The sequence below is a fragment of the Mesorhizobium sp. B2-8-3 genome (assembly GCF_006440815.1).
GTDB lineage: Bacteria > Pseudomonadota > Alphaproteobacteria > Rhizobiales > Rhizobiaceae > Mesorhizobium.
On the sequence record NZ_VFTW01000008.1, the window covers coordinates 131,223 to 155,256 of the forward strand.

General features: G+C 64.2%; 18 protein-coding genes and 1 pseudogene. 7 read left to right on the forward strand and 12 right to left on the reverse strand.

Annotated elements, in window-relative coordinates:
• Positions 1–102 precede the first annotated feature (102 nt).
• Both FJ418_RS15050 and gyrB read left to right on the forward strand, forming a co-directional pair.
• A complete protein-coding gene (locus FJ418_RS15050; RefSeq protein ID WP_140866744.1) occupies positions 103–675 on the forward strand; it encodes an NADPH-dependent FMN reductase in 573 nt (190 codons plus the stop codon).
• Between the two features lie 240 nt (positions 676–915).
• On the forward strand, positions 916–3,387 hold the full coding sequence (gyrB, locus tag FJ418_RS15055) for a DNA topoisomerase (ATP-hydrolyzing) subunit B (RefSeq protein ID WP_140644726.1): 2,472 nt from the start codon (positions 916–918) through the stop codon (positions 3,385–3,387).
• 203 nt (positions 3,388–3,590) lie between these two features.
• Here the strand turns inward: gyrB and FJ418_RS15060 are convergent, their stop codons facing one another.
• On the reverse strand, positions 3,591–5,138 hold the full coding sequence (locus FJ418_RS15060; RefSeq protein WP_140866747.1) for a winged helix-turn-helix domain-containing tetratricopeptide repeat protein: 1,548 nt from the start codon (positions 5,136–5,138) through the stop codon (positions 3,591–3,593).
• Positions 5,139–5,368: 230 nt separating this feature from the next.
• Between FJ418_RS15060 and FJ418_RS15065 the strand changes: the two genes are divergently transcribed.
• Positions 5,369–5,659 (forward strand): hypothetical protein, encoded by a 291-nt coding sequence (locus FJ418_RS15065; RefSeq protein WP_140866750.1) that lies wholly within the window; start codon positions 5,369–5,371, stop codon positions 5,657–5,659.
• Between the two features lie 172 nt (positions 5,660–5,831).
• On the opposite strand, the gene FJ418_RS15070 is transcribed toward FJ418_RS15065, so the two are convergent.
• The 10 genes and pseudogenes from FJ418_RS15070 to FJ418_RS15120 all read right to left on the reverse strand — a co-directional run bounded on the left by FJ418_RS15070 (position 5,832) and on the right by FJ418_RS15120 (position 18,134).
• Positions 5,832–7,238, reverse strand: a complete 1,407-nt coding sequence (locus FJ418_RS15070; protein ID WP_140866752.1) for an NAD(P)(+) transhydrogenase (Re/Si-specific) subunit beta — start codon at positions 7,236–7,238, stop codon at positions 5,832–5,834.
• 1 nt (position 7,239) lies between these two features.
• On the reverse strand, positions 7,240–7,659 hold the full coding sequence (locus FJ418_RS15075) for an NAD(P) transhydrogenase subunit alpha (protein ID WP_140644722.1): 420 nt from the start codon (positions 7,657–7,659) through the stop codon (positions 7,240–7,242).
• A complete protein-coding gene (locus FJ418_RS15080; protein WP_140866754.1) occupies positions 7,659–8,903 on the reverse strand; it encodes a Re/Si-specific NAD(P)(+) transhydrogenase subunit alpha in 1,245 nt (414 codons plus the stop codon). The genes FJ418_RS15075 and FJ418_RS15080 overlap by 1 nt, the downstream gene beginning before the upstream one ends.
• Positions 8,904–8,988: 85 nt before the next feature.
• Positions 8,989–9,213: an aa3-type cytochrome c oxidase subunit IV gene (locus FJ418_RS15085; RefSeq protein WP_140650631.1), complete on the reverse strand. Its 225-nt coding sequence runs from the start codon at positions 9,211–9,213 to the stop codon at positions 8,989–8,991.
• Between the two features lie 150 nt (positions 9,214–9,363).
• The gene (locus tag FJ418_RS15090) at positions 9,364–9,513 is read right to left on the reverse strand and encodes a DUF3096 domain-containing protein (RefSeq protein ID WP_127866594.1); all 150 of its coding nucleotides are present in this window, start codon (positions 9,511–9,513) and stop codon (positions 9,364–9,366) included.
• Between the two features lie 94 nt (positions 9,514–9,607).
• Positions 9,608–10,369: a hypothetical protein gene (locus FJ418_RS15095; RefSeq protein ID WP_140644719.1), complete on the reverse strand. Its 762-nt coding sequence runs from the start codon at positions 10,367–10,369 to the stop codon at positions 9,608–9,610.
• A 486-nt stretch (positions 10,370–10,855) separates the two neighbouring features.
• Entirely contained in the window at positions 10,856–13,171 is a 2,316-nt protein-coding gene (locus FJ418_RS15105; protein WP_140866759.1) for an EAL domain-containing protein, read from the reverse strand.
• Positions 13,172–13,320: 149 nt separating this feature from the next.
• A pseudogene (locus FJ418_RS15110) lies at positions 13,321–16,806 on the reverse strand (indolepyruvate ferredoxin oxidoreductase family protein); the annotation flags it as partial.
• 196 nt (positions 16,807–17,002) lie between these two features.
• Positions 17,003–17,533, reverse strand: a complete 531-nt coding sequence (locus FJ418_RS15115; protein ID WP_140786060.1) for a hypothetical protein — start codon at positions 17,531–17,533, stop codon at positions 17,003–17,005.
• Positions 17,526–18,134 carry a CGNR zinc finger domain-containing protein gene (locus FJ418_RS15120; protein ID WP_140866764.1) on the reverse strand — a complete coding sequence of 203 codons (609 nt, stop codon included), beginning with the start codon at positions 18,132–18,134 and terminating at the stop codon, positions 17,526–17,528. Before FJ418_RS15120 ends, FJ418_RS15115 begins: the two co-directional genes overlap by 8 nt.
• Positions 18,135–18,229: 95 nt before the next feature.
• Here FJ418_RS15120 and FJ418_RS15125 point away from each other — a divergent pair, with 95 nt between their 5' ends.
• From FJ418_RS15125 to FJ418_RS15140, 4 genes are all read left to right on the forward strand, one after another.
• Complete coding sequence (locus FJ418_RS15125; RefSeq protein ID WP_140866767.1) at positions 18,230–19,135, forward strand: branched-chain amino acid ABC transporter permease; 906 nt, start codon at positions 18,230–18,232, stop codon at positions 19,133–19,135.
• Between the two features lie 174 nt (positions 19,136–19,309).
• Positions 19,310–19,915, forward strand: coding sequence for a TRAP transporter small permease subunit (locus tag FJ418_RS15130; protein ID WP_140866770.1), 606 nt, complete (start codon positions 19,310–19,312; stop codon positions 19,913–19,915).
• Positions 19,912–21,705: a TRAP transporter large permease subunit gene (locus tag FJ418_RS15135; RefSeq protein WP_181166945.1), complete on the forward strand. Its 1,794-nt coding sequence runs from the start codon at positions 19,912–19,914 to the stop codon at positions 21,703–21,705. The genes FJ418_RS15130 and FJ418_RS15135 overlap by 4 nt, the downstream gene beginning before the upstream one ends.
• Positions 21,706–21,715: 10 nt before the next feature.
• The gene (locus FJ418_RS15140) at positions 21,716–22,744 is read left to right on the forward strand and encodes a zinc-dependent alcohol dehydrogenase family protein (RefSeq protein WP_140866773.1); all 1,029 of its coding nucleotides are present in this window, start codon (positions 21,716–21,718) and stop codon (positions 22,742–22,744) included.
• A gap of 129 nt (positions 22,745–22,873) precedes the next feature.
• Here the strand turns inward: FJ418_RS15140 and FJ418_RS15145 are convergent, their stop codons facing one another.
• Positions 22,874–23,983, reverse strand: a complete 1,110-nt coding sequence (locus tag FJ418_RS15145) for a TRAP transporter substrate-binding protein (protein WP_140866776.1) — start codon at positions 23,981–23,983, stop codon at positions 22,874–22,876.
• Positions 23,984–24,034 lie beyond the last annotated feature (51 nt).

The following is a 24,034-nucleotide window of genomic DNA, read 5'->3' on the forward strand; positions in this document are numbered from 1 at the left end:
CGGCGCCTCGCCGGAATGTGAACGACGTCCGCCGATGCCTGCTTGTTGTGGATGGAGGCTTGCTTTAGTCACCAATGGATACCGTCAAGCAAGGAGCCCCAAGTGAAGCAGCGCCTGGACATCATCATCGGCAGCACGCGGCCGGGACGCGCCGGCCCGATCTTCGGCGAATGGTTGGAGGGCTTCGCCCGCGAGCACGGCAAGTTCGAGCCGGTGCTGACCGACATCGCGGCGTTCAACCTGCCGATGCTCGACGAGCCGCACCATCCGCGCCTGCGCAAATACGAGAACGACCACACCAAGGCTTGGTCGAAGGCGATCGATGCCGCCGATGCCTTCGTGTTCGTCGCGCCGGAGTATAACTACTTCGTGGCGCCCGCGATCGTGAACGCCATCGACTACCTGGTCCATGAATGGCGCTACAAGCCGGCGGCGATCTTCAGCTATGGCGGCGTGTCCGGCGGCCTGCGCGCGGCGCAGGCCTTGAAGCCATTGCTCACCTCCGTCGGCGTCATGCCGATCCCGGAGGGCGTGGCGCTGCCCGCTTATGCGACGCTGCTCGACCAGAACCGTGCATTTCAACCGAGCGAACAGGTGCAGGGAGGCGCCAGGACGATGCTGGACGAACTGTCCCGATGGAGCGAGGCGCTGAAGACGTTGCGTGCCGCCGGATAGGTGCGAGGCTCCCCGCGAAGACACTTGCGAGGCCGCGCTTCGGCACGGCTTTCACTGTCGGACGCCCCAATGCGCTCGCCAGCATCTCGCGCGGACGTGACGGGGTCGCTCCCCAAGCCGGCAAAATGGCCGCAAACCTTGGAAAAGCAACCGTTTGCGCCTATATCTAGGACATCAAAACGGCGCGATTCGGGGCCATTTTTCCGCGCTGTACCAGCGGCATCAATCAGACAGGTTTTCATGAGCGACCAGATCGAAAGCGCCAATGGCGCGGAAGCCGAGTACGGCGCCGATTCCATCAAGGTTTTGAAGGGGTTGGATGCCGTGCGCAAGCGGCCGGGCATGTATATCGGCGACACCGATGACGGCTCGGGGCTGCATCACATGGTCTATGAGGTGGTGGACAACGCCATCGACGAGGCGCTGGCCGGCCACGCCGACCTCGTCTCCGTGACGCTCAACCCCGACGGTTCCGTCACCGTGATCGACAATGGCCGCGGCATTCCGACCGATATCCACCCCTCAGAGGGCGTTTCGGCGGCCGAAGTGATCATGACGCAGCTGCATGCCGGCGGCAAATTCGACCAGAACTCCTACAAGGTCTCGGGCGGCCTGCACGGCGTCGGCGTCTCGGTGGTCAATGCGCTTTCGGCATGGCTGAAGATCAAGGTCCGCCGCAACGGCGAGATCTTCGAGATGAGCTTCACGCACGGCAATGCCGACGCGCCGCTGAAGGTGACCGGAAGCTACGAGCAGGACAAGCGCCCGGGCACCTATGAGGGCCGCAGCGGCAGTGAAATCACGTTCTTCCCGTCGGCCGAGACCTTCACCATGGTCGAGTTCGACTACAGCACGCTGGAGCATCGACTGCGCGAGCTTGCCTTCCTCAATTCCGGCGTGCGCATCGTGCTGACCGACGCCCGCCATGCCGACATCGTGCGCCATGAGCTGCATTACGACGGCGGCCTGGAGGAGTTCGTCAAATATCTCGACCGGGTGAAGAAGCCGCTGATCGAGACGCCGATCGCCATCCGCGCCGAGCGCGACGGCATCACCGTCGAAGTCGCGATGTGGTGGAACGACAGCTACCACGAGAATGTGCTGGCCTTCACCAACAACATCCCGCAGCGAGACGGCGGCACGCATCTGGCGGGCTTTCGCGCGGCGCTGACCAGACAGGTCACCGGCTACGGCGAATCGTCCGGCCAGACCAAGAAGGAAAAGGTATCGCTGACCGGCGACGATTGCCGCGAAGGCCTGACCGCGGTCCTCTCGGTCAAGGTGCCGGATCCGAAATTCTCCTCGCAGACCAAGGACAAGCTGGTCTCGTCCGAGGTGCGCCCGGTGGTGGAAAGCCTGGTCAACGAGGCGCTCGGCACCTGGCTGGAAGAACATCCCGCCGAAGGCAAGGTCGTGGTCGAGAAAGTGATCCAGGCGGCTGCGGCGCGCGAGGCCGCACGCAAGGCGCGCGACATCACGCGCAAGAGCTCGCTCGGCGTCACCTCGCTGCCTGGCAAGCTCGCCGACTGCCAGGAGCGCGACCCGGCCAAGTCCGAAATCTTCATCGTCGAGGGTGACTCGGCCGGCGGCTCGGCCAAGGGCGGGCGCTCGCGCCAGAACCAGGCGATCCTGCCGCTGCGCGGCAAGATCCTGAATGTCGAGCGCGCGCGCTTCGACCGCATGCTCTCCTCTGACATGATCGGCACGCTGATCACCGCGCTCGGCACCTCGATCGGCAAGGACGAGTTCAACGCCGACAAGCTGCGCTACCACAAGATCATCCTGATGACCGACGCCGACGTCGACGGCGCCCACATCCGCACGCTGCTGCTCACCTTCTTCTTCCGGCAGATGCCGGAGCTGATCGAGCGCGGCCATCTCTACATCGCCCAGCCGCCGCTCTACAAAGTGACCCGGGGCAAGAGCTCGCAATACCTCAAGGACGAAAACGCCTATGAGGAATACCTGATCGAGTCCGGGCTGGACGAGGCTTCGCTGACGCTCGCCTCCGGCGAGGTGCGGACAGGCCAGGATCTGCGCAGCGCCATCGACGACGCAATTGCCGTGCGCCAGCTGATCAACGGGCTGCACACGCGCTACAACCGCAGCGTCGTCGAGCAGGCGGCGATCGCCGGCGCGCTCAACGCCGACGTGCTTGCCGATCTCGGCCGCGCCAATGCGATGGCCGAGCGCGTCGCCGGGCGGCTCGATATGATCGCCGAAGAGACCGAGCGCGGCTGGACCGGGCGCCTGTCGGCCTCCAATGACGGCTCCGGCGGCTATGTGTTCGAGCGCACCGTGCGCGGCGTGAAGGACGTGGCGCAGCTCGATGCCGGGCTGATCGCCTCGGCCGATGCGCGCCAGCTCGACCGCTATGCCTCGCGCCTGGCGGAAGTCTATGGCGAGCAGCCGACCTTGCGCCGCAAGGAAAGCTCCGAGCTGCTTTCGGGACCGCTGGCGCTGCTCAACGCAGTGTTCGCCACCGGCCGCAAGGGGCTGACCATGCAGCGCTACAAGGGCCTTGGCGAGATGAATGCCGAGCAGCTCTGGGAAACGACGCTCGATCCGAATGTGCGTTCGCTGCTGCAGGTCAAGGTCAATGACGCGACCGACGCCGACTCGCTGTTCTCGCGGCTGATGGGCGACGAGGTGGAGCCTCGCCGCGAGTTCATCCAGGACAATGCGCTGTCGGTCGCCAATCTGGATATTTGAGACCGTAGCGATGCTCTAAAGAAGCTTGCCAAAGCGGCGTTCAGCAGCGCCGCCTGACCACGATCCACTCCGACGATATAGCTCGTGAAATTGGTCGCACCGTTGCCGATGCGGCGATTCTAGCCAGTGGCTCCAGGCGATGAAATAGCCTCATGGCCTCCTTCCGGCTGTCTGTTCCGGCCACCGATCCGGCAAGTGGTCCTCTATTCCGGCATTCCAAGGCTTCTCAGCGCGTTTTCGTGTCGGTCGAGAATTTCAGCTCTAAAGGGCATCGAGTCGCGAACCGTCCGCAAGGTGAGCTCCGGATATTCGCGCTGACAACGCACCATTTGCTGCCGGGCTTCGTCGAGGCGTCCCGCTTCGACAAGGGCCGGCATCAGCGTACGCAGTATCCACAAGGCATTCGGATGCTCCGCCAGGATACGCAGATACAGGTCCGCCGCCTGACCGGGCCGCCTGGCGCTGAAATGCACGACAGCCAGGCCCAAGTGACAGGTATAAACCATGGGATCGAACGGCCCCAGTCGCAGCGACCGCTCGAAGCATTCCGCCGCCCGCTCGACCTCGTCTCTGTAGGCTGCAACCCACCCGCTCCTGTTCCAGGCGAAGGCCGAATTGGGATCGATCGAACACGCCTTTTCAAGCAGCGCGCCTGCGGTGACGAAATTGCCCGACACGGTGTGGGCAGCGCCGAGCACGGCCAGGGAAAATGGATCGTCACCGTTGAGTTCGGCAGATCGCTCCGCCAGCCCCAGCGCACGGCGCCGGTCGGCCTCTGGCGAGGTCGACCAACTGTAGATCTTGCGCTGCGCATGACACCAGGACAGCAGGGACAGAGCCAGCGGATAATCGGGATCGCCCAGCAAAGCCTTCTCAAGCGTCTCGATGGCGATCGCATTGTCCTGGCGACCGAGCGCCCAGACATGCGGCAGACTGCGCATCACCAGATCGTAGGTTTGCAGGTCGCCCGGCCGCTTGCGGCGCGCACGCTCGATTTCCGCCATCTGGATTGACGGCAGAATCGCGCCTGCGACACCCGCCGTCACATTGTCCTGCAGCGCGAACGCATCCGCGATGTCACCTTTGAAACCTTCCGCCCAGATTAGACTGCCGGTCTCTGCCTCGACCAGCCGCGCCGAGATGCGGATCTGGTCGAGATGCCGGCGCACGCTTCCTTCCAGCACGTAGCGGACGCCGAGCTCGCGGCCGATGCGCGGCAGATCAAGCGCCTGGCCTCGGTAAGCAAAGGCCGAGTTGCGCGAGATGACGAACAGGCCGCGAATGCGCGCTAGCGCCGCCGTGATCTCCTCTACCGTGCCGTCGGCGAGGTAGGATTGCTCGGGGTCCGATGACAGGTTCTCGAATGGAAGCACGACGAGCGACGGCTTGTCGGGGAGCTGAGGCGACGGACGTGCATCGACGGCTGGCGGTCCCTCCAGCACTTCGCCGGGGAACATGTAGCCGCGGCGCGGCATGGTGCGGATCAGCGTCTGCGCTTTGTCGCCTAGCGCGCGGCGGATGTCGCTGATGCATTGGGTGAGCGAATCTTCGGTGACGATCACGTCGCTCCACACCGCATGCAGAAGCTCGTCCTTCGGCACCAGCCGGCCGGCGTTGCGGATAAGAAAAATCAGCAGATCGAGCGATTTCGGTCGCAGCGCGATCTCGCCCGAACCGTCGCGCAACACTCCGGCGCGCGTGTCGAGGCTGAAGCCGGCGAAGCTGTAGATCGACTGTGGCTCGACGTTCATCGCGACTGTCTGATCCTCAGAATTTTCAGAGCTTCGTCAGTACTCTTTCAGGCCGCTTTCCGGACAAGCATCTCGAAACGGCGCAATCTCGCACTCAACGATGAAGGTGGCAAGAAACCCAAGCCGCAACGCGTGGGCAAGATCGCTGCAACCGGTGCGCAGGCCAAGGCCGCGCCGAATGCCGGCGATCGCAACAGGAGGCAACCATGTCGAGCACGGAGACAAACGCCATGACAACGAACGATCATTCGATTGGTGCCGAAACCGGCTACCGGCGGCACGCTCTCGTCTCGCTTTTCCGGATGTACGAGGCGGTGAAATGGACGCTGTTGTGGCTGCCACGGTTTTGGAAGGCGCGCAGCCAGCTCGCATGTCTGGCCGCCATGAGCGAATGCGAGCGTCGCGATATCGGCCTTACCAGCTGCGATCTCGAGAACGCCTTTGCCTTGCCGATCGACCGCGACCCGACAGAAATGCTGGCGCAGGTGGTGACAGACCGCCGCCTTCGCCGCGAACACTGATTGGAGAGCGGCCAGGTTTCGGCTGCGCCTTGAGCATTCGCCACGGAGTAGACCTGAGTGTCTGCGCCGTGGGCTGCTCGTGACGCATCGGCACCGAGGCCATCCGATCAACGAAAAACCACCGCCTGTCGCTGCCGGGCTTTTCTGTTTCGGTCAGTCGGCCACAGTCGCCTCAGTGATCAAACGCTTTGACGATTTCCTCGGTCATCTTCTTGGCGTCGCCCAATAGCATCATGGTGCCGTCCTTGTAGAACAGCGTGTTGTCGATGCCGGCATAGCCGGAGCCGAGCGAGCGCTTGACGAACAGGCAGGTGCGGGCCTTGTCGACGTCGAGGATCGGCATGCCGTAGATCGGCGAGGACTTGTCGTCGCGCGCGGACGGGTTGGTGACGTCGTTGGCGCCGATGACATAGGCGACGTCGGCCTGCGCGAACTCGGAGTTGATGTCCTCCAGCTCGAACACCTCGTCGTAAGGCACGTTGGCCTCGGCCAAGAGCACGTTCATGTGGCCGGGCATGCGGCCGGCCACTGGATGGATGGCGTATTTCACCTCGACGCCGGCGGCCTTGAGCTTGTCGGCCATCTCGCGCAGCGCGTGCTGCGCCTGGGCGACCGCCATGCCGTAGCCTGGCACGATGATGACCTTCTGCGCGTTCATCATCAGATAGGCGGCGTCATCGGCCGAGCCCTGCTTGACGGTGCGCTCGATGCCGTCGTCGGCAACCGCGGCCGTCTCGCCGCCGAAGCCGCCGAGGATGACCGAGATGAAGGAGCGGTTCATGCCCTTGCACATGATGTAGGACAGGATCGCGCCGGACGAGCCGACCAGCGCGCCGGTGATGATCAGCGCCAGATTGCCGAGGGTGAAACCAAGCGCGGCAGCCGCCCATCCCGAGTAGGAATTCAGCATCGACACCACGACCGGCATGTCGGCGCCGCCGATCGGGATGATCAAGAGCACGCCGAGCACCAGCGAGGCGGCGACGATCAGCCAGAAGACGAGCTTCGATTCCATGGTGACCAACAGCACGATCAGCACCACCAACGCGATGCCGAGCGCGATGTTGATGAGATGTCGGCCGCCGATCATGATCGGCTTGCCGGACATGCGGCCGTCGAGCTTGAGGAAGGCGATGACCGAGCCGGTGAAGGTGATGGCGCCGATGGCTACGCCCAGGCTCATTTCGACCAGCGCCTGCGCATGGATGTCGCCCGCCGTGCCGATGCCGAAGCTCTCCGGCGCGTACATGGCGGCAGCCGCCACCATCACGGCGGCGAAGCCGACGAGCGAGTGGAAGGCGGCGACCAGCTGCGGCATCGAGGTCATGGCGATGCGGCGCGCGGTGACCGCGCCGATGCCACCGCCGATGGCCAGCCCGAGCACGATCCAGCCGAAACGGTCGACCGAGGGAGCCAAAGGCAAAGCCAATGCCAGCGTGGTGGCGATAGCGATCGCCATACCGATCATGCCGAAGAGATTGCCTCGCCGGCTGGTGGTGGGATGCGACAGCCCGCGCAGCGCCAGGATGAACAGGATGCCGGAGACGAGATAGAGGAAGGAAGCCAGATTGACGGTCACGTCACTTTTCCTTCTTCTTGTACATGGCGAGCATGCGCTGGGTGACCAGGAAGCCGCCGAAGATGTTGACCGAGACCAGCACCAGGGCGACGAAACCGAAGCCGGCGGCGAGCCCGGAGGCCGAGATGCCGACGGCGAGCAGCGCGCCGACGACAATGACCGATGAAATGGCGTTGGTGACGGCCATCAGCGGTGTGTGCAGCGCCGGCGTCACCGACCAGACGACATAATAGCCGACGAAGATCGCCAGCACGAAGATGGCGAGTTGGAAGACGAAGGGATCGACGGCGCCACCGGACAGCGCGTGCGCCGCGTTACCGGCAGCCTCGCCTGCGGGCGCGTTGGCAAGATCCTGCACCGCAAGGCGAACGGCGGCAGTCGCCTGATCGAGTTGGTCGAGGGCTTTCTGCAAGGCGTCCATCACGCGATCCCCTTAGGCTTGGCTGCGGACTTCTTCTTCGGCGCCGGTCTGGCGTCGGCGACCATGCTCGTCGCCGGAATGGCCGCCGGCTCGGTGCGCGGCTGCTCGACCGCCTTGGCGAAGTTCGGATGCACCACCTTGCCGCCGTCGGTCAGCATGGTCGCCTTGACCAGCTCATCGTCGCGCTTGATGGCAAGCTGCTTGGTCGTCTTGTCGACCATCGTCTCGAGGAAGGCGTAGAGGTTCTTGGCGTAGAGCAGCGAGGCGGATGCGGCGACACGGCCCGGCACGTTGAGGTGGCCGACGATCTTGACGCCATTCTCGGTCATCACGACCTTGCCCGGCACCGCGCCCTCGACATTGCCGCCGCGCTCTACCGCTAGATCGACGATCACCGAGCCCGGCTTCATCGAGGCAACCATGGCGGCCGAGACCAGCTTCGGCGCCGGACGGCCCGGTATCAGCGCGGTGGTGATCACGATGTCCTGCTTGGCGATGTGCTCGGCGGTGAGCGCCGCCTGCTTGGCCTGGTATTCCTTCGACATTTCCTTGGCGTAGCCGCCGGCCGTCTCGGCCGCCTTGAACTCCTCGTCCTCGACCGCCAGAAATTTTGCGCCGAGCGACTGCACCTGCTCCTTCACCGCCGGGCGCACGTCGGTGGCGGTGACGACAGAGCCGAGGCGGCGCGCGGTGGCGATGGCCTGCAGGCCGGCGACGCCGACCCCCATGATGAAGGTCTTGGCCGCCGGCACGGTGCCGGCCGCCGTCATCATCATCGGCAGCGCGCGGTCATATTCGGCGGCGGCATCGATCACCGCCTGGTAGCCGGCGAGGTTGGCCTGCGAGGACAGCACGTCCATCGATTGCGCACGGGTGATGCGCGGCATGAACTCCATGGAAAAGGCGGTGATGCCGGCCTTGGCCATCGCGGCCACCGCGGCATCGTTGCCGTAGGGATCCATGATGGCGATCACGGCGGCGCCCGACTTGTAGCCCTTGAGCTCCGGATCCGTCGGCCGGCGCACTTTCAGCACGACATCGGCCCTTTTGGCGTCGGCCGCCGTTCCGATCGCACCGCCGGCAGCAGTGAAGTCCTGGTCGGGGATGCGGGAGCCGAGGCCGGCGCCCTTCTCGACGATCACGTCGAAGCCGAGACCCGTCAGGCGCTTGACCGTCTCCGGCGAGGCCGCGACGCGCGGCTCGTTCGGGTCAACCTCACGAGGGATGAATACTATTTGTCCCACCGGATGATCCTTTCGGCTGGAACCTTGATTGCGCAAGGCGTCGGCCGGACGTCCGGCGACGTCGAGGGCAATGGGCTTGGGAAGTCTACCGCAGAATGAGAGTGCCGACGGCCATGATCAGGATGAACAGGACGGTCGCCGAGAAGAAGCCGCCGACGAAGAAGCCGAAGGCCATTGCGATAAGGATGGCGGCACAGAACAGCGAGCCGTATTTGGCAAGACCGAGGAAGCCCTTGTAGGTACGGTCGTGCTCGGCATAGTCCATTTGCGCGCCCAGCTCGACAGGACCGGTCGGCGTGTGATCAGCCATGGAAGTACCCCTTCGAAAATGCCTTTGAGGCACATAGCGAAAAGCCGAACCAAGAGCAATGGCGCTATTGCCGCACAGCCGGCGACAACAGCCTCAAACGAAAGTTGAAATTGAATGCCGCGGCTGTGTCCACGCGGCCGGCGCGGGATTTCAGCTGGCGAGGTGGGGAAAAAGGCCGAGCAGACCGACAACGATCAGGTAAAGCGCGACGATGTAGTTGAGGAGCCGAGGCATCACCAGGATCAGTACGCCGGCGATCAGCGAGATCAGCGGCGTCAGCGCGAGCGAGTGGATGGTCATGCGGGGATCCTTTCCTGTGACAGGCGCGATCGCCTGGCAGACCGTGGTGCGACCTTGATAACGGCGCAGCCGGCGAAAGGTTCATGGCCTGCGTTCAGGCAGCGGCGCGATAGTATTTCGCCGTCGGCAGAATGGAGAGGGGCGTCAGCCGGTTGATGGCCGGATTGCCGAACATCAGCCGCTGCTCCATCGGCGTCGAATTGTAGAACGGGAACCGCTCGAGCGTGCGGCGCATATTCTCGCCGGCAGGGATCTCGAACAGCGCGATCGGAGCAAGAACGCCCGGGAACTGCTTGGCTTCGCTCTTCTGCACGGCATTGAAGAACCGGGCATAGAAATGAGAATGCTCGACCTTGACCGGAGTCAGCACCGAGTCCTGGCCAAAATAATTGGAGGCCACCATGGCGATCCTGAGCGTCAGGAAAGGCAGAACGCCGGGCGCCGGCGCGGCATCGGGATCGGTTGCGAAGCGGGTGCCGTCGATGAAGGTTTCCCCCCGGGCGAGCCGCGGGAGCAACACTTCCGGATAGGCGTCCACCGAAGGTGAGTATGGCTGTTCACTGGAAATATAGTGAAAGCGCAATGTGCTGACCAATTCGCCGTAACAATAGACGCCGAAGCGGTAGGAGTTGGGAAGATTATCCCAGCGATCCTCGAACATCCCGCTGGCGATCGGACCGCACATGCCTGATTTGAGGTAGGACTGATATCGAAGCCGGTAGATCGCTTCCAGATCCTCGCCCCCGGTGATGAGGCGATATTCGACATGCTCCAGGAGCTGCATCATCGTTCGGTTGAGCAGGGAATCAGCCTTTGAGCTGGCGCCAGCCGACGCACCCTTAGCCGCAGCTTCCATTATTGTCCGTCCTCGAATTCCGCCTGCGAACAAGCTATTCGAGTTGAAATGAGACACAAGCTGAAAATTCGAGATTGCTGATTTACCGTCTGTTAACCTTAATAGCTGCGATCGTTTTCATCGATCTTACACGCGAAAAAACAAATACCCCAGCCAGCGATTGTCTGATCCGGCCTGACGGCGGGTCATCAAGATCAATCCGTATCCAGAGCTTGAAAGCGTCAGTGCATCACAGAATTATACTACGCCGGAACGGCTATCGTTTCACGAAACGCATATCCGCTCCAGACGGAAACCCGGGTTCCATTTTTTCTGCGATTGCTCTCTATTTCAGCGCAGTTCCGGACGGGAAACCACTTCGCACTTTTCCTGGATTTTCTCTTGTTTGACGCAATTGCGGACGGAAAACCGCTTCGCACTTTTCCTGGATTTGCTCTTGTTTGACGCAATTCCGGACGAGAAACCGCTTCGCACTGGATTTGCTTCTTAGCTGGCTGTTCTTTTGCCGGCGATGTGAAGGTCCGCGGCAAACGGCCATGTGACGCTCGACATCGTCTCGATGCCGGACGCGCTGAGCGCGGCGCCGAAGAGAAAGCCCTGCACGAAGTCCGGCTTGACCAAATGAACCAGCGTCTTCAGTTGCTCGAAGGTCTCAACCCCTTCGATGGTGACCGAAAGACCCAACGTCCGGGACAGGCTGACGATGCCCTTCAGCAGATCGAGCGACTGCCGGTTCTGGTTCACATCGACCAGGAACGAGCGGTCGATCTTGATCTTGTCGAGCGGGAGCTTGTGGAGATAGCTCAGGCTGGAGTAGCCGGTGCCGAAGTCGTCAAGCGCGATGCGCACGCCGAGCGCCTTCAGTTCCTCGATCGACTCGCGCGTCAGCGATTTGTCGTCGAGCAGCGCGGTCTCCGTGACCTCGATTTCGAGCCGGTGCGCCGCCAGTCCCGACTTGGCCAATGCGTCCCTGACCTTCTGGACGATGTCGCGACTGCGGAAATCCTTGGCCGACAGGTTGACCGACACGCTGGTCTGGGCCGGCCATTTGGCGCATTCGGCGCACGCGGCCTCCAGCACGAAAGTGCTGATGTCGGAAACGATGCCCATCTCCTCGGCGAGCGGGATGAAGACGCTGGGCGAGATCGGGCCGAGGTCGGGATGGTCCCAGCGGCAGAGCGCCTCGCAACTGGCGATGCGCATGGTGCTGACAGCCACGATCGGCTGGTAGACGACGCGCAATTCCCTGGCCTGCACGGCATTGCGCAGGTCGGCCTTCATCAACTGGCGATTGCGGAAGGCGGCATCCATGGCCGCCTCGAACAGCCGCCAGCTGTTCTTGCCGAGTTCCTTGGCCTTGTAGAGGGCAAGGTCCGCCTTGACGATCATGGCGTCCGCGTCGGTGTCCTTGACCCTGGAAAGCACCGCGCCGCCGCTGGTCTGGATGCGCAAGCCGTGGCCGGCAACGTCCACCTCGCCCTGCAGGTCCGCGAAAATCTGGTCAAGCAGGGTGCTGAGATGGCTCTCGTCCTCGACACGGTCGAAGAAGATCATGAACTCGTCGCCGCCGAAGCGGCTGACGGTGATGCCCGGTCCGGCAATCGCCGCGAGGCGCTCGGCCACGGCATAGATCAGCCCGTCGCCGACCGGATGGCCGAGCGTGTCGTTGACGCTCTTGAAGTCGTCGAGATCGAGCACCGCGAGGCCGCACAGCCGGTCCTGGTCGCCAGAGGCCATCGCCTCGCCGACCAGTTCGTGGAAATAGGCGCGGTTCGGCAGCCCGGTCAAATTGTCGTAGCGCGCCATGAAGCGGATCTTTTCCTCCGCCTCGACGCGGGCCGTCACATCCTCGAAGGTGATGACGCCCAGTTCCTGGCTGCCTTCGCGGGCGGAGAATTCGTAGTGCTGGCCGTTGGCCAGCGAAACGAGCACCTTGCGGTCGCGGCCTTCGCGCAAGGCGCGCGTCAGCTGCGCCTCGATGTAGCGGCAGTCTTTCGGAGCCAGCATGCCACCGGCGACGCCGCGCATCAAAAGACCGTGGATCGAGCGTCCGAGCAAGGCATCGCCCGATTTCAGCGACATCAGGCGGGCGGCTTCGGCATTGGCCACCGCGACGCGCCCGTCCGGCCCCAGCATGACCAGGCCGTGCGACATGGTGTTGAGCGCGCGATCGAACCGGCGCGTCAGGTTCCTGGCCTGCTTGTGGCCGATGACGGCGGAGAAGAGCACGTCGCGGACATGGTCGGCGCTGTTGATGGTTATGAAAGTCAGCGGGATGATCATCAGGCCGAGCAGGACCGACGGGAAATCCATGCGCAGCAGAAGTCCGAGCGCGGCCGGACCGATGAAGGTCACGGAGAAAATCCGTACCATCTGCGGAGAGCCGTAGTTGCGGCCGACAACCGTGACCAGGGTCGCGATCGTCAGCGACGTCGCGGCCAGCTCGGCGAAGGGATCGGGGTAAACGTAGATCGATATGAAGCACAGCGAACCCAGGCCCAGGCCCTGCAGGCTGCCCTTGAGGATATAGATGCGCTCCCACCGCCTGGCCTCTTCGACATTGGCTATGGTGCCGCCTGCCTTCAGGAAGGTGCGAATGCCGAAGTAACGGAAAAGGCTGATGGAGAGCAGGCCGAAAGAAAAGGCCAGAAACAGCGGATTGTGCGTCCGCCAATAGATCATGAATCCGAGGATCCAGTAGCAAACGCCACCGATCACCAGCATGTGCGCGTTGTCGAACAACGACCGCACAAACTGGATATAAACATCCGCCGGGATGTTCTCGGTCTTTGTTCTACCCATGCCGTTGGCCCAACACTACGCCTTGTCATGCCACACCTGCCTTAAGAAAGGCTTAGAACGGCGCTCGGCTACGGTTGCAGAGGATTGCGGCAGACGGGACAGATCGGAAAATTCAGGGGGTTTGGCGCGGCGTCAACGCGCCGGCGCGATCATTCCGCTGCCCGAAGCGCCGGCTCCGCCGGAGCCTGAGCCAGACGCTCGATCAGTCGCGAGCGCTCGCCCGCCGCCTTCTCGGCGCTGGCCTGCCGGACGTGGCCGTAGCCGCGGATGAGCGCCGGCACGGAGGCCAGAGCGGTCGCGGCTTCCATCCTGCCCGGCGCCAGCGCGCCGGCGATCAGGTCAAGATCGGCCTCGTACTGCCTCAGCGACTGCCGCTCGATGCGCCGCTCGGCCGTGTAGCCGAAAAGGTCGAAGGCGGTGCCGCGCAGGCCCTTCATCGCCGCCAGCAGCCGGAAACCCTTCATCATCCATGGGCCGAAGCTCGATTTCCGGGGCTTGCCGTCATTGCCGCGCCGCCCGAGGATCGGCGGCGCGAGATGGAACTCGAGCTTGTCGTAGCCCTGGAACTGCTTGGCGAGGTCGGCGGCGAAAGTGCCGTCGGTGTAGAGTCGCGCCACCTCATACTCGTCCTTGATCGCCATCAGCTTGAAGAGGTTCCTGGCGACGGCCTCGGTCACCACGGACGAGCCGGGCACGGCCTTGGCTTCGGCGGCGCGCAACGTCGCCACGCGGTCGGCGTAGCGCCTGGCATAGGCGGCGTTCTGATAGGCGGTAAGGAAGGCGACGCGGCGGGCGATCACATCGTCCAGCGTCTCGGCCGGTCGGGACGCCGGCTTGCCCGTCTGGCTGACCAGGCCACGCACGAAATCGGGCTGGTGCGCGGCGCGGCGGCCCCAGCGGAAGGCGGCGATGTTCATCGCCACCGCTTCGCCGTTCAATTCTATCGCCTTTTCAACCGCTTCCGCCGAAAGCGGCAGGCCGCCATGCTGGAAGGCGAAGCCGAGCATGAACATGTTGGCGCCGAGCGAATTGCCGAACAAGGCCGTCGCCGTGCGGGTTGCGTCGAAGAAATGCGCCTTGTCGTCGCCCGCAGCCGCCCGGATCGCCTTCTTCAGCCGCTCGACCGGCAGCGAGAAGTCGGCGGAACGGGTGAATTCGCCAGGCATGATCTCGGCAGTATTGGCGAGGAAGATGGTGTGGCCCTCGCGCACCGCGCCCAGCACCTTCTTGGCGCCGGAGACGACGAGGTCGCAGCCGAGCACGAGGTCGGCCTTGCCGGCTGAAACGCGAATGGCGTGGATGTCCTCGGGCGTCAGGGCGATGCGGACATGGGTGAAGACCGAGCCGCCCTTCTGGGCGAGGCCCGCCATGTCGATCATGCCGCAGCCCTTGCCTTCCAGATGCGCGGCCATGCCAAGCACCGCGCCGACGGTGACGACGCCGGTGCCGCCCACCCCGTCGATGATCGCCGCCCAGCCCTGGTTGGCCATGCGGAACTCGGCCGGCGCCGGCACGCCGTCGAGAGGATCGGCCCTGCCGGCGATGCCTTCGGCCTTCCTGATCTTGCCGCCATGCACGGTGACGAAGGACGGGCAGAAACCGTTGAGGCAGGAAAAATCCTTGTTGCAGCTCGACTGGTCGATCCGGCGCTTGCGGCCGAATTCCGTCTCGACCGGCTGGATGGAGACGCAATTCGACTGCACGCCGCAGTCGCCGCAGCCTTCGCAGACCAGTTCGTTGATGAAGACGCGCTTGTCGGGATCGGGAAAGGTGCCGCGCTTGCGGCGCCGGCGCTTTTCGGCGGCACAGGTCTGGTCGTAGATGAGCACCGAAACACCCTGCACGTCGCGCAATTCGCGCTGGACGAGATCGAGGTCGTCACGATGATGGATGCTGATGCCGGCCGGGAAATCGGCCTTGCCGGCATATTTGTCCGGCTCGTCGGTGACGACGGCGATGCGGTCGACGCCCTCGGCTCGCACTTGTCTCGCGATCATGTCGACGGTCAGGCCACCCTCATGCGGCTGGCCGCCGGTCATCGCCACCGCATCGTTGTAGAGGATCTTGTAGGTGATGTTGGCGCCGGAGGACAGCGCGAAGCGGATCGCCAGCACGCCGGAATGGTTGTAGGTGCCGTCGCCGAGGTTCTGGAAGATGTGGCCGCGCTTCGAGAACGGCGCCTGGCCGACCCATTGCGCGCCCTCGCCGCCCATGGCGGTGAAGCCGACGGTGTTCCTGTCCATCCACAGCGCCATGAAATGGCAGCCGATGCCGGCGGCGGCCAATGAGCCGTCCGGCACCTTGGTCGAGGAATTGTGCGGGCAGCCCGAGCAGAAGAAGGGCGTGCGCGAACCGATATCGACGGTGTCGGCGAGCATCGCCTGGAACTGGCGCAGCTTCGCCACCCGCGCGGCGATCTCCTCCGACGGGCCGATGGTGCGCAGGATCCGCTCGCCGAGCGCGATGGCGATCTCGTTGGGGTCGAGCGCGCCCTTGGCCGGAAACAGCCAGTCGCCGCGCTCGTCCTTCTTGCCGACGATCACCGGCTGCGTGGCGGTGCCGTAGAGGTTCTCGCGCAGCTGCACCTCGATCAGCGAGCGCTTTTCCTCGACGACGACGATGGTGTCGAGGCCGCGGGCGAACTCGGCGATATGCTGGAAATCGAGCGGCCACGGGCAGCCGACCTTGAACAGGCGGATGCCGATGCGGTTGGCGGCCTGTTCGTCGATGCCGATATCCTCCAGCGCCTGGCGGACATCGAGATAGCTCTTGCCGATGGTGATGACGCCGAGCTTGGGATTGCGGCCGCCGGAATAGACTACACGGTTGAGACCATTGGCCTGGATGAAGGCGGAAGCGGCGGCGCGCTTGTACTCATGCAGCCGCTCTTCCTGGCCGAGCATGTCGATCTCGTGGCGGATGTTCAGCCCGCCCGGCGGCATGTCGAATTCGGGAATGACGATGCCCAGACGCTCGATCGAGGCGTCGACCGAGGCCGTCGATTCGATGTTGTCCTTGACGCATTTGATCGCCGCCCAGGTGCCTGCAAAGCGCGACATGGCAAAGCCGTAGAGGCCGTAGTCGATGATCTCCTGGACGCCGGCCGGATTGAGGATCGGCACCATGGTGTCGACGAACAGGAATTCGGTGGCGTGCGCGTTGGTCGAGGATTCGGCCATATGGTCGTCGCCCATCAGGGCGAGCACGCCGCCATGCTTCGACGAGCCGGCTAGATTGGCGTGGCGGAAGACGTCGCCGGAACGGTCGACGCCCGGCCCCTTGCCGTACCAGACCGAAAAGACGCCGTCATGCGTGCCCTCGCCCAGCAATTCGGTCTGCTGAGAGCCCCAGCAGGCGGTGGCGGCGAGCTCCTCGTTAAGGCCGGGCTGGAAGACGATGTCGGCTTGCGCGAGCTGCTTCTTGGCCCGCCACAGCTGCATGTCGAGGCCGCCAAGCGGCGAGCCGCGGTAGCCGGAGACGAAGCCTGCCGTGTTGAGGCCGGCGCGGCGATCACGCTCGCGCTGCATCAGAAGCATGCGCACGACCGCCTGCGCGCCGGACAGGAAGACGCTCTCCTTGCCAAGGTCGAACTTGTCGTCGAGCGCGACGTCGTGCAGCGTCATCAGGTATTTCCTCTGCGGAGGCGCCTCAAATCAGGCAGCCAACGTCGGAGTGGGACGCCGCAGTCTTTCTTCCCTTGCGGGAGAGGTCAAACAAAATCGCAGGAGCCAGATAACACGCAACAAACGGTCTGGCGAGTGGCCGGCGGCGCATACAAGATCATGCTAACCGCTTCCTGAGGAATAAAAATTTCGCGCGAGCGCCGGCGTTTCAGGTCGCTTTCGAGCAATCCGGCTTCGGTTCGCCCGGCAGCCTGCCGTCGGGATGGCCGGCCAGATCGGAATTCAGCTCGTAGTTCGGCCCGATCACCAGCGGCCGATCCGGCAGCATGGTCTGGTCCTCCGACGAGGTCATGGTGGTGTCGATGCTCTGCAGCAACGTGCCGCTCGCATCCTCGATGCGGATCGAGACGCTGTAGGGCTTGTCCTTGACCACGCAGGAGAGCGGTGGACTGGTGAGCGTGATGTGGGGCAGCTTCGGCCAGATCTTCTGGTTGACGATGAGCGGGTCGCCGCCGGCCGGGTTCTGGAAGCTCACCACCGCGACCTGGCCGTCGACCATCGGGCGCAGCGGCTTCAGCGTGATGACATAGGTGGCAATGGCCAGCCGGTAATTGAACTCGAACAGCTTGCCGGAGATGGCAAAGAGCTGGTCGTTGCCGGTGTCGCGGCAGGCGCCGAGCGCGATTGCAGCGATCAGGGCGGCGCCGACCAGAGCCGAACGCGACAGTTTGCTAAGCATTGGGAACCTCCCTCGCCGCTGTACGGCGGCGGTAATAGCGGTTTGCCTTCTGACGGTTGCCGCAAACGGCCATGTCGCACCAGAGACGGCTGGCGTTGCGGCTGCGGTCGACGAACAGCCAGCTGCAATTGGGACAGATCCTCAGCCTCGCCACCGTTTCGTCGCGCAGCAGCGACAGGGCCGAAACGGCCAAAGCCGCCTCGAAGGCGATCGGCGTTTGCGGATCGCCGAAAGGCTGGCCAGGCGTTCCGATCTCGGTCTCGCTGCCGGACAGGCCTCCGGCGCAGGCCGTGAGGAAATCAGGTAGGTGGCTGGTCGCGAGCGCGCCGTTCGACACGGCGTGGCGAAACAGGCGATCGGTCGTTTCGCGAATCGAGATGACGGCTTGCTTTATCTCGCCCGGCTCCGGCGCCCGCAGCCGCCTGCCGCCGAGTTCGGCGGCGCGAAAGCCGCTCGCCGCCTCGGCGAAACGGGCGATCTCGGCCGGGTCGTCGAAACGGTCGAAGGTTTTTTCCGGATCGTTGCGCAATACGACGGTGTTCGCCGTATCGAGCGCAAGGATGCCACCGGTGAAACGGTGCGGGGTCCAGGAGACTGTCATGCGCGGGAATCTAACCGATAAAACGCATTTGACAAGTTAGATTCCGAATGCAACGGTCCATGCAGGGTCGCGTCATGCGACCCGTGGGATGCCGCATGCTCTATTTCTTCCAGCAGGTGCTGAACGGGCTGCATTCGGGCGCGCTCTATGCGCTGCTCGCCTTCGGCTATGTGCTGACCAACGGCATCCTGCATCGGACCAACCTCGCCTATGGCGCGTTGTTCGCCTTCTGCGGCCAGACGATGATCCTGACCGCCGCTTTCGGCTACCAGGCGCTGTGGCTGACGCTGGCCGCCGCGGTGGCGCTCGGCGTGGTTGCGGCTGTTCTCTATGCGGCGCTGATCAGCCACGTGTTGTCGCGCAGCGTTTTCGAGAGGCTCGCCGACCGCTCGCCCAACGCCATCGTGGTGACGACGCTCGGCATCCTCCTATTCCTGTCGGAGGCGAGCCGCATCGCCGCCGACACGCACGATCTCTGGCTGCCGCCGATGCTCGCCAACCCCGTGATCTTCGCTGAGGGCGACGGCTTCAAGGTCACGCTCACCGTCATCCAGCTGCTCGATTGCGCGGGCGTGATCGCGGTGGTGGCGCTGGCGGCTTGGCTGTTTTGGCATTCGCGCTTCGGCCGCGCCTGGCGCGCCGTCTCCGACGATCCGAAAGCGGCGGCGATGTGCGGTGTCGATGTGCGCGCTGTGTTCCGCCTTGCCGTGCTGTTCGGCGGCTTATGCGCCGCCCTGGCCGGCGTGCTTGCCGGCCTCTATTACGGCAATGTCTCCTTCGGCACCGGGCTGATCTACGGCCTCAAAATCCTGTTCGTGACGGCGGTCGGAGGCTATCTGTCGCCGCTCAAGGCGGCGCTTGGCGCCGCGGCTTTCGGCATGGCGGAATCGCTTTGGGCCGGCTATTTCCCGCTCGAATGGCGCGACGCCTGGATCTATCTCTTCCTCGTCGCCATGCTGGTGCTGATCGGCGCCGGTCGCGACCAGGCCAAGATCGCCTGAACCATCAGACTTTGGTTGCATGACGTTCGGTGAGCCAGCGGGGTTTCCGCCGCCGTGCCCGTTTCGTCCTGCCTGTCATGTTGACCTGCCGGACCACGCACTGCATACCGTTGGGCCAAGCGATGCGACACCGGAGGGGGAATCGGGCGCGCCGCATGGCCAGGGAGGATATGCATGGCAGGGCTGCTCGCTCTATCCAGGACGGTCGACCGCATCAACGAGTTCATCGGCCGCTGGGTTTCCTGGCTGATCCTGCTCGCGATCCTGGTGAGCGCCGGCAATGCCGTCATCCGCAAGATGTTCGACACGTCCTCCAACGCGTGGCTGGAGTTGCAGTGGTACCTGTTCGGCGGCGCCTTCATGCTGGCCGCCGCCTACACGCTGAAGCAGAACGACCATATCCGCATCGACATTGTCTACGGCATGCTCTCGCGGCGGGTGCAGCACTGGATCGACCTCCTCGGCCACCTGTTCTTCCTGATGCCCTTCGTGGTGCTGATGGTGATCTATTTCGTGCCCTATGTGTCGCTGTCCTTCCGCAGCGGCGAGATGTCGACCAATGCCGGCGGGCTGATCGTGTGGCCGGCCAAGGCCATCCTTCTGGTCGGTTTCTTCCTGCTCGCGCTGCAAGGCGTTTCCGAGATCATCAAGAAGATCGCCATCATGCGCGGCGACATGGACGATCCCAATCCCTTCGTGTCGGCGCATGACCAGGCCAAGCTCGAGGCGGAGGCGCTGGCCGAAGAGGCCAAGGCGATCGCGGGCGAGGTCCGTCCGTGATCGAATTCATCGCGCAGAACATGGCGCCGATCATGTTCGCCTCGCTGGTCATCTTTCTTTTGATCGGCTACCCCGTCGCCTTCTCGCTCGCCGCCAACGGCTTGCTGTTCTTCTTCATCGGCGTGCTGGTCTCGCCCTATTCAGGCGGGTCGATCAACCTTGCCTGGCCGCTGCTGCATGCGCTGCCGGACAATTTCTACGGCACCAGGGTGATGTCCAACGACACGCTGCTGGCGATACCCTTCTTCACCTTCATGGGCATCGTGCTCGAACGGTCCGGCATGGCCGAGGACCTGCTCGACACGATCGGCCAGCTGTTCGGGCCGATCCGCGGCGGGCTTGCCTATGCGGTGGTCTTTGTCGGCGCGCTGCTTGCCGCCACGACCGGCGTGGTCGCCGCTTCCGTCATCGCCATGGGACTGATCTCGCTGCCGATCATGCTGCGCTACGGCTATGACCGCCGCGTGGCTTCCGGCGTCATCGCGGCCTCCGGCACGCTCGCCCAGATCATCCCGCCGTCGCTGGTGCTGATCGTGCTCGCCGACCAGCTGGGACGCTCGGTCGGCGACATGTATGCCGGCGCGTTGATCCCCGGCCTCGTGCTGACCGGCATCTACATGCTCTACATCCTGATCATGTCGATCGTCCGGCCGAACTCGATGCCGGCGCTGCCGCTCGAAGCCCGTACCCTCGGCCACGGCGTGATATCTCTGCTGGTCGCACTTTTGGTGACGGGCGCGATTTCCTACGCGGCCTATCGCTACCTTGCGCCGAATCACGGCGACAATGCCGATATCCTCGGCTTCGCTGTCGGCGTCATCGTCATCTATGTCGTCGCCATCGCGGACCAGCGGCTGGGACTCAACCTCATGTCCAAGCTGGCGCAGCAGGTGGTGATCGTGCTGATCCCGCCGCTGGCGCTGATCTTCCTGGTGCTGGGCACGATCTTCCTCGGCATCGCCACGCCGACCGAAGGCGGCGCCATGGGCGCCGTCGGCGCGCTCATCATGGCAGCGATGAAGGGCCGCCTGACGATGGACGTCGTCAATCAGGCGCTGGCCTCGACGACCCGGCTTTCCGCCTTCGTGCTGTTCATCCTGATCGGCGCGCGCGTGTTCTCGCTCACCTTCTACGGCGTCAACGGCCATATCTGGGTCGAGCATCTGCTGACCTCGCTGCCTGGCGGCGAGACCGGCTTCCTAATCGGCGTCAACATCCTGGTCTTCGTGCTCGCCTTCTTCCTCGATTTCTTCGAGCTCGCCTTCATCATCGTCCCGCTCTTGGCGCCGGCGGCGGACAAGCTCGGCATCGACCTGATCTGGTTCGGCGTGCTGCTCGGTGTCAACATGCAGACGAGCTTCATGCATCCGCCCTTCGGCTTCGCGCTGTTCTATCTGCGCTCGGTCGCGGCCCGCGTGCCTTACCTCGACCGGATCACCGGCAAGCAGGTCGCGCCGGTTACCACCGGCCAGATCTATTGGGGCGCCGTGCCGTTCGTCCTGATCCAGGTGATCATGATCGGGCTGACCATCGCCTTCCCGCAGATGGTCATGCGCTACAAGGGCGCCGCGGCGGAGCCCAGCACCATCGACCTCAGGCTGCCCGACATGCCTTCGCTGTCGCCGCTCGGAACGCCCCCGGCGAACAATAATGGAGCGGCGCCATCCAATGGCAGCGCGCCAGCGGCACCCGGCACGCCCGACCTGTCGCAGCCGCCGAGCTTTGGCGATGCGCCGGCCAGGCCGGCGGCGCCGGCGCCCGATCTCTCGCAGCCGCCGAAGTTCAATTGAGGTTATCGCCATGAGAGCCATACGGTTGGAGGCAGTGGGCAGCATAGGGTTGCGAGAGGTCCCCAAACCCGTTCCCGGGCCGGAAGACGTTCTCGTGCGGATCGAGGCCTGCGGCGTCTGCGGCACCGACCGGCACCTTTTCCATGGCGAATTTCCCTGCACGCCGCCGGTGACGCTCGGCCATGAATTCTCCGGCATCGTCGAAGCCGTCGGCGAGGCGGTGTCAGGCATTGTCGTCGGCGACCGCGTCACCGGCGATCCCAACATCGCCTGCGGGCGCTGTGCCCACTGCCATGCCGGCCGCGTCAATCTGTGCAGCAATCTCAGGGCCATCGGCATCCACCGCGACGGCGGCTTTGCCGACTATGTGCTGATGCCGCAGAAGCAGGCCTTCCGGCTGCCGGCAAATCTCAAGCCGACGCATGGCGCCTTCTGCGAACCGCTGGCCTGCTGCCTGCACGGCATCGACCTTGCCGCGATCCGGCCGGGGGCGTCCGTCGTGGTGCTCGGCGGCGGCGTCATCGGCCTGCTCGTCGTTCAGTTGGCCAAGCTCGCGGGGGCGACGACCATCATCTTGTCGACCAGGCAGGCCTCGCGCCGCGCGCTCGCCGAGGAGCTCGGAGCGACCGCGACGGTCGATCCAAGCGCCTGTGACCCAATCGCGGCCATCGCCGGGCCGAACGGCCTGGCGCCTGGCGGCGTCGACGTGGTGCTGGAATGCGCCGGCGTGCGCGACACGGTCGAGCAGTCGCTGCGGATGGCTCGTGCCGGCGGCACGGTCGTCATCGTCGGCGTCGTGCCGCAGGGCATGAAGGTGGAGATCGAGCCGTTCGATCTGCTGTTCAGGGAATTGAAAGTGCTGGGTTCCTTCCTCAACCCGTTCACGCATGGCCGGGCGGCTCAGCTGATCGCCTCCGGCGCGATCGAAATCGACCGGCTGATCTCGAAGCAGGTCAGCCTGGAGGAAGCGCCCCAGGTCATCGCCAACCCGCCGGCGCCGGGCGAGGTCAAGGTGCTGGTGGTGCCGGGCCGGGGTTAAGATCTTCCATCGTTTGTGCCCCCAGCGCCTCTCTTCAGGGGGAATTTCTAAACTGCCGAAGCCGGCGCCGCCCCTCATCCCCCTGCCGGGACCTTCTCCCCATATAGTGACGGGGAGAAGGGACTGGGCCTACAGCTTGCCGTTGCGCTGCTGCACCATCATGAAGGTATCGTAATTGTATTCGGCGACCTGGGCCCAGAGATAGTGCTCCTTGCGGAAGGCCTTGATCGACTCCCAGATCTTCTTGAACGGCGCGTTGTTGGATTCCATCTCGGCATAGACCTCGTTGGCCTTCTCGAAGCAGGCCGCCATGATCTCCTGGCTGAATGGCCTGAGCTTGGCGCCGCCGGCCACCAGCCGCCGCACCGCCGGCGGATTCACATAGTCGTATTTCTGCAGCATATTGGCGTCCGCGGCCTGCGCCGCGGTGCGCACCAGCGATTTGTAAGTCGGCGAAAGTTCTTCGTATTTTACCTTGTTGAAGAGCAGGTGGACGGTCGGGCCGCCTTCCCACCAGCCGGGATAGTAGTAATAGGGCGCGACCTTGTAGAAGCCGAGCTTCTCGTCGTCATAGGGGCCGACCCATTCGGCTGCGTCGATGGTGCCCTTTTCCAGTGCCGGGTAGATGTCGCCGCCGGCGATCTGCTGCGGCACCACGCCGAGCTTCTCGACGACCTTGCCGGCAAAGCCGCCGATGCGCATCTTGAGGCCCGACAGATCGGCGACGCTGTTGATTTCCTTGCGGAACCAGCCGCCCATCTGGACGCCGGTGTTGCCGCCCGGCAGGCCGAACAACCCTTGCGCCCCAAGGAATTCGTTGAACAGGTCGATGCCGCCGCCATGATAGTGCCAGGCATTCATGCCGCGCGCGTTGAGCGAGAACGGCACGGCGGCGCCGAGCGCCCAGGTAGGATCCTTGCCCCAGTAATAATAGGCGACCGTATGCGCCGCTTCGACGGTGCCAGCGGCGGCGGCGTCGGCGGCCTGCAGGCCGGGCACCAGCTCGCCCGAAGCGAAGACCTGGATCTGGAAATTGCCGTCGGTCGCCTCAGACAGCATCTTGGAGAAGACTTCAGCGCCGCCATAGATCGTGTCGAGCGACTTCGGGAAGGATGACGCAAGCCGCCAGGTCACTTTCGGGTTGGACTGCGCAATGGCCGGCGTGGCAAGTGCCGCGGCCGCGGCGGCGGCGCCCACCCCGGACGCGCCGGCCTTGCGAATGAATGAACGACGATCCATTAAGTTCCTCCCTTGCGGATCAGCTGACCGATGCGAGGGCATCCTCGGTGC

What these genes read in the sequence shown, in the direction of transcription:
- FJ418_RS15125 (WP_140866767.1), top strand. Translation starts at nt 18,230, where the DNA reads ATGCTCTATTTCTTCCAGCAGGTGCTGAACGGGCTGCATTCGGGCGCG.
- FJ418_RS15115 (WP_140786060.1), bottom strand. Translation starts at nt 17,533, where the DNA reads ATGCTTAGCAAACTGTCGCGTTCGGCTCTGGTCGGCGCCGCCCTGATC.
- FJ418_RS15065 (WP_140866750.1), top strand. Translation starts at nt 5,369, where the DNA reads ATGACAACGAACGATCATTCGATTGGTGCCGAAACCGGCTACCGGCGG.
- FJ418_RS15140 (WP_140866773.1), top strand. Translation starts at nt 21,716, where the DNA reads ATGAGAGCCATACGGTTGGAGGCAGTGGGCAGCATAGGGTTGCGAGAG.
- FJ418_RS15095 (WP_140644719.1), bottom strand. Translation starts at nt 10,369, where the DNA reads ATGGAAGCTGCGGCTAAGGGTGCGTCGGCTGGCGCCAGCTCAAAGGCT.
- FJ418_RS15105 (WP_140866759.1), bottom strand. Translation starts at nt 13,171, where the DNA reads ATGGGTAGAACAAAGACCGAGAACATCCCGGCGGATGTTTATATCCAG.
- FJ418_RS15120 (WP_140866764.1), bottom strand. Translation starts at nt 18,134, where the DNA reads ATGACAGTCTCCTGGACCCCGCACCGTTTCACCGGTGGCATCCTTGCG.
- FJ418_RS15060 (WP_140866747.1), bottom strand. Translation starts at nt 5,138, where the DNA reads ATGAACGTCGAGCCACAGTCGATCTACAGCTTCGCCGGCTTCAGCCTC.
- FJ418_RS15145 (WP_140866776.1), bottom strand. Translation starts at nt 23,983, where the DNA reads ATGGATCGTCGTTCATTCATTCGCAAGGCCGGCGCGTCCGGGGTGGGC.
- FJ418_RS15085 (WP_140650631.1), bottom strand. Translation starts at nt 9,213, where the DNA reads ATGGCTGATCACACGCCGACCGGTCCTGTCGAGCTGGGCGCGCAAATG.
- FJ418_RS15090 (WP_127866594.1), bottom strand. Translation starts at nt 9,513, where the DNA reads ATGACCATCCACTCGCTCGCGCTGACGCCGCTGATCTCGCTGATCGCC.
- gyrB (WP_140644726.1), top strand. Translation starts at nt 916, where the DNA reads ATGAGCGACCAGATCGAAAGCGCCAATGGCGCGGAAGCCGAGTACGGC.
- FJ418_RS15075 (WP_140644722.1), bottom strand. Translation starts at nt 7,659, where the DNA reads ATGGACGCCTTGCAGAAAGCCCTCGACCAACTCGATCAGGCGACTGCC.
- FJ418_RS15130 (WP_140866770.1), top strand. Translation starts at nt 19,310, where the DNA reads ATGGCAGGGCTGCTCGCTCTATCCAGGACGGTCGACCGCATCAACGAG.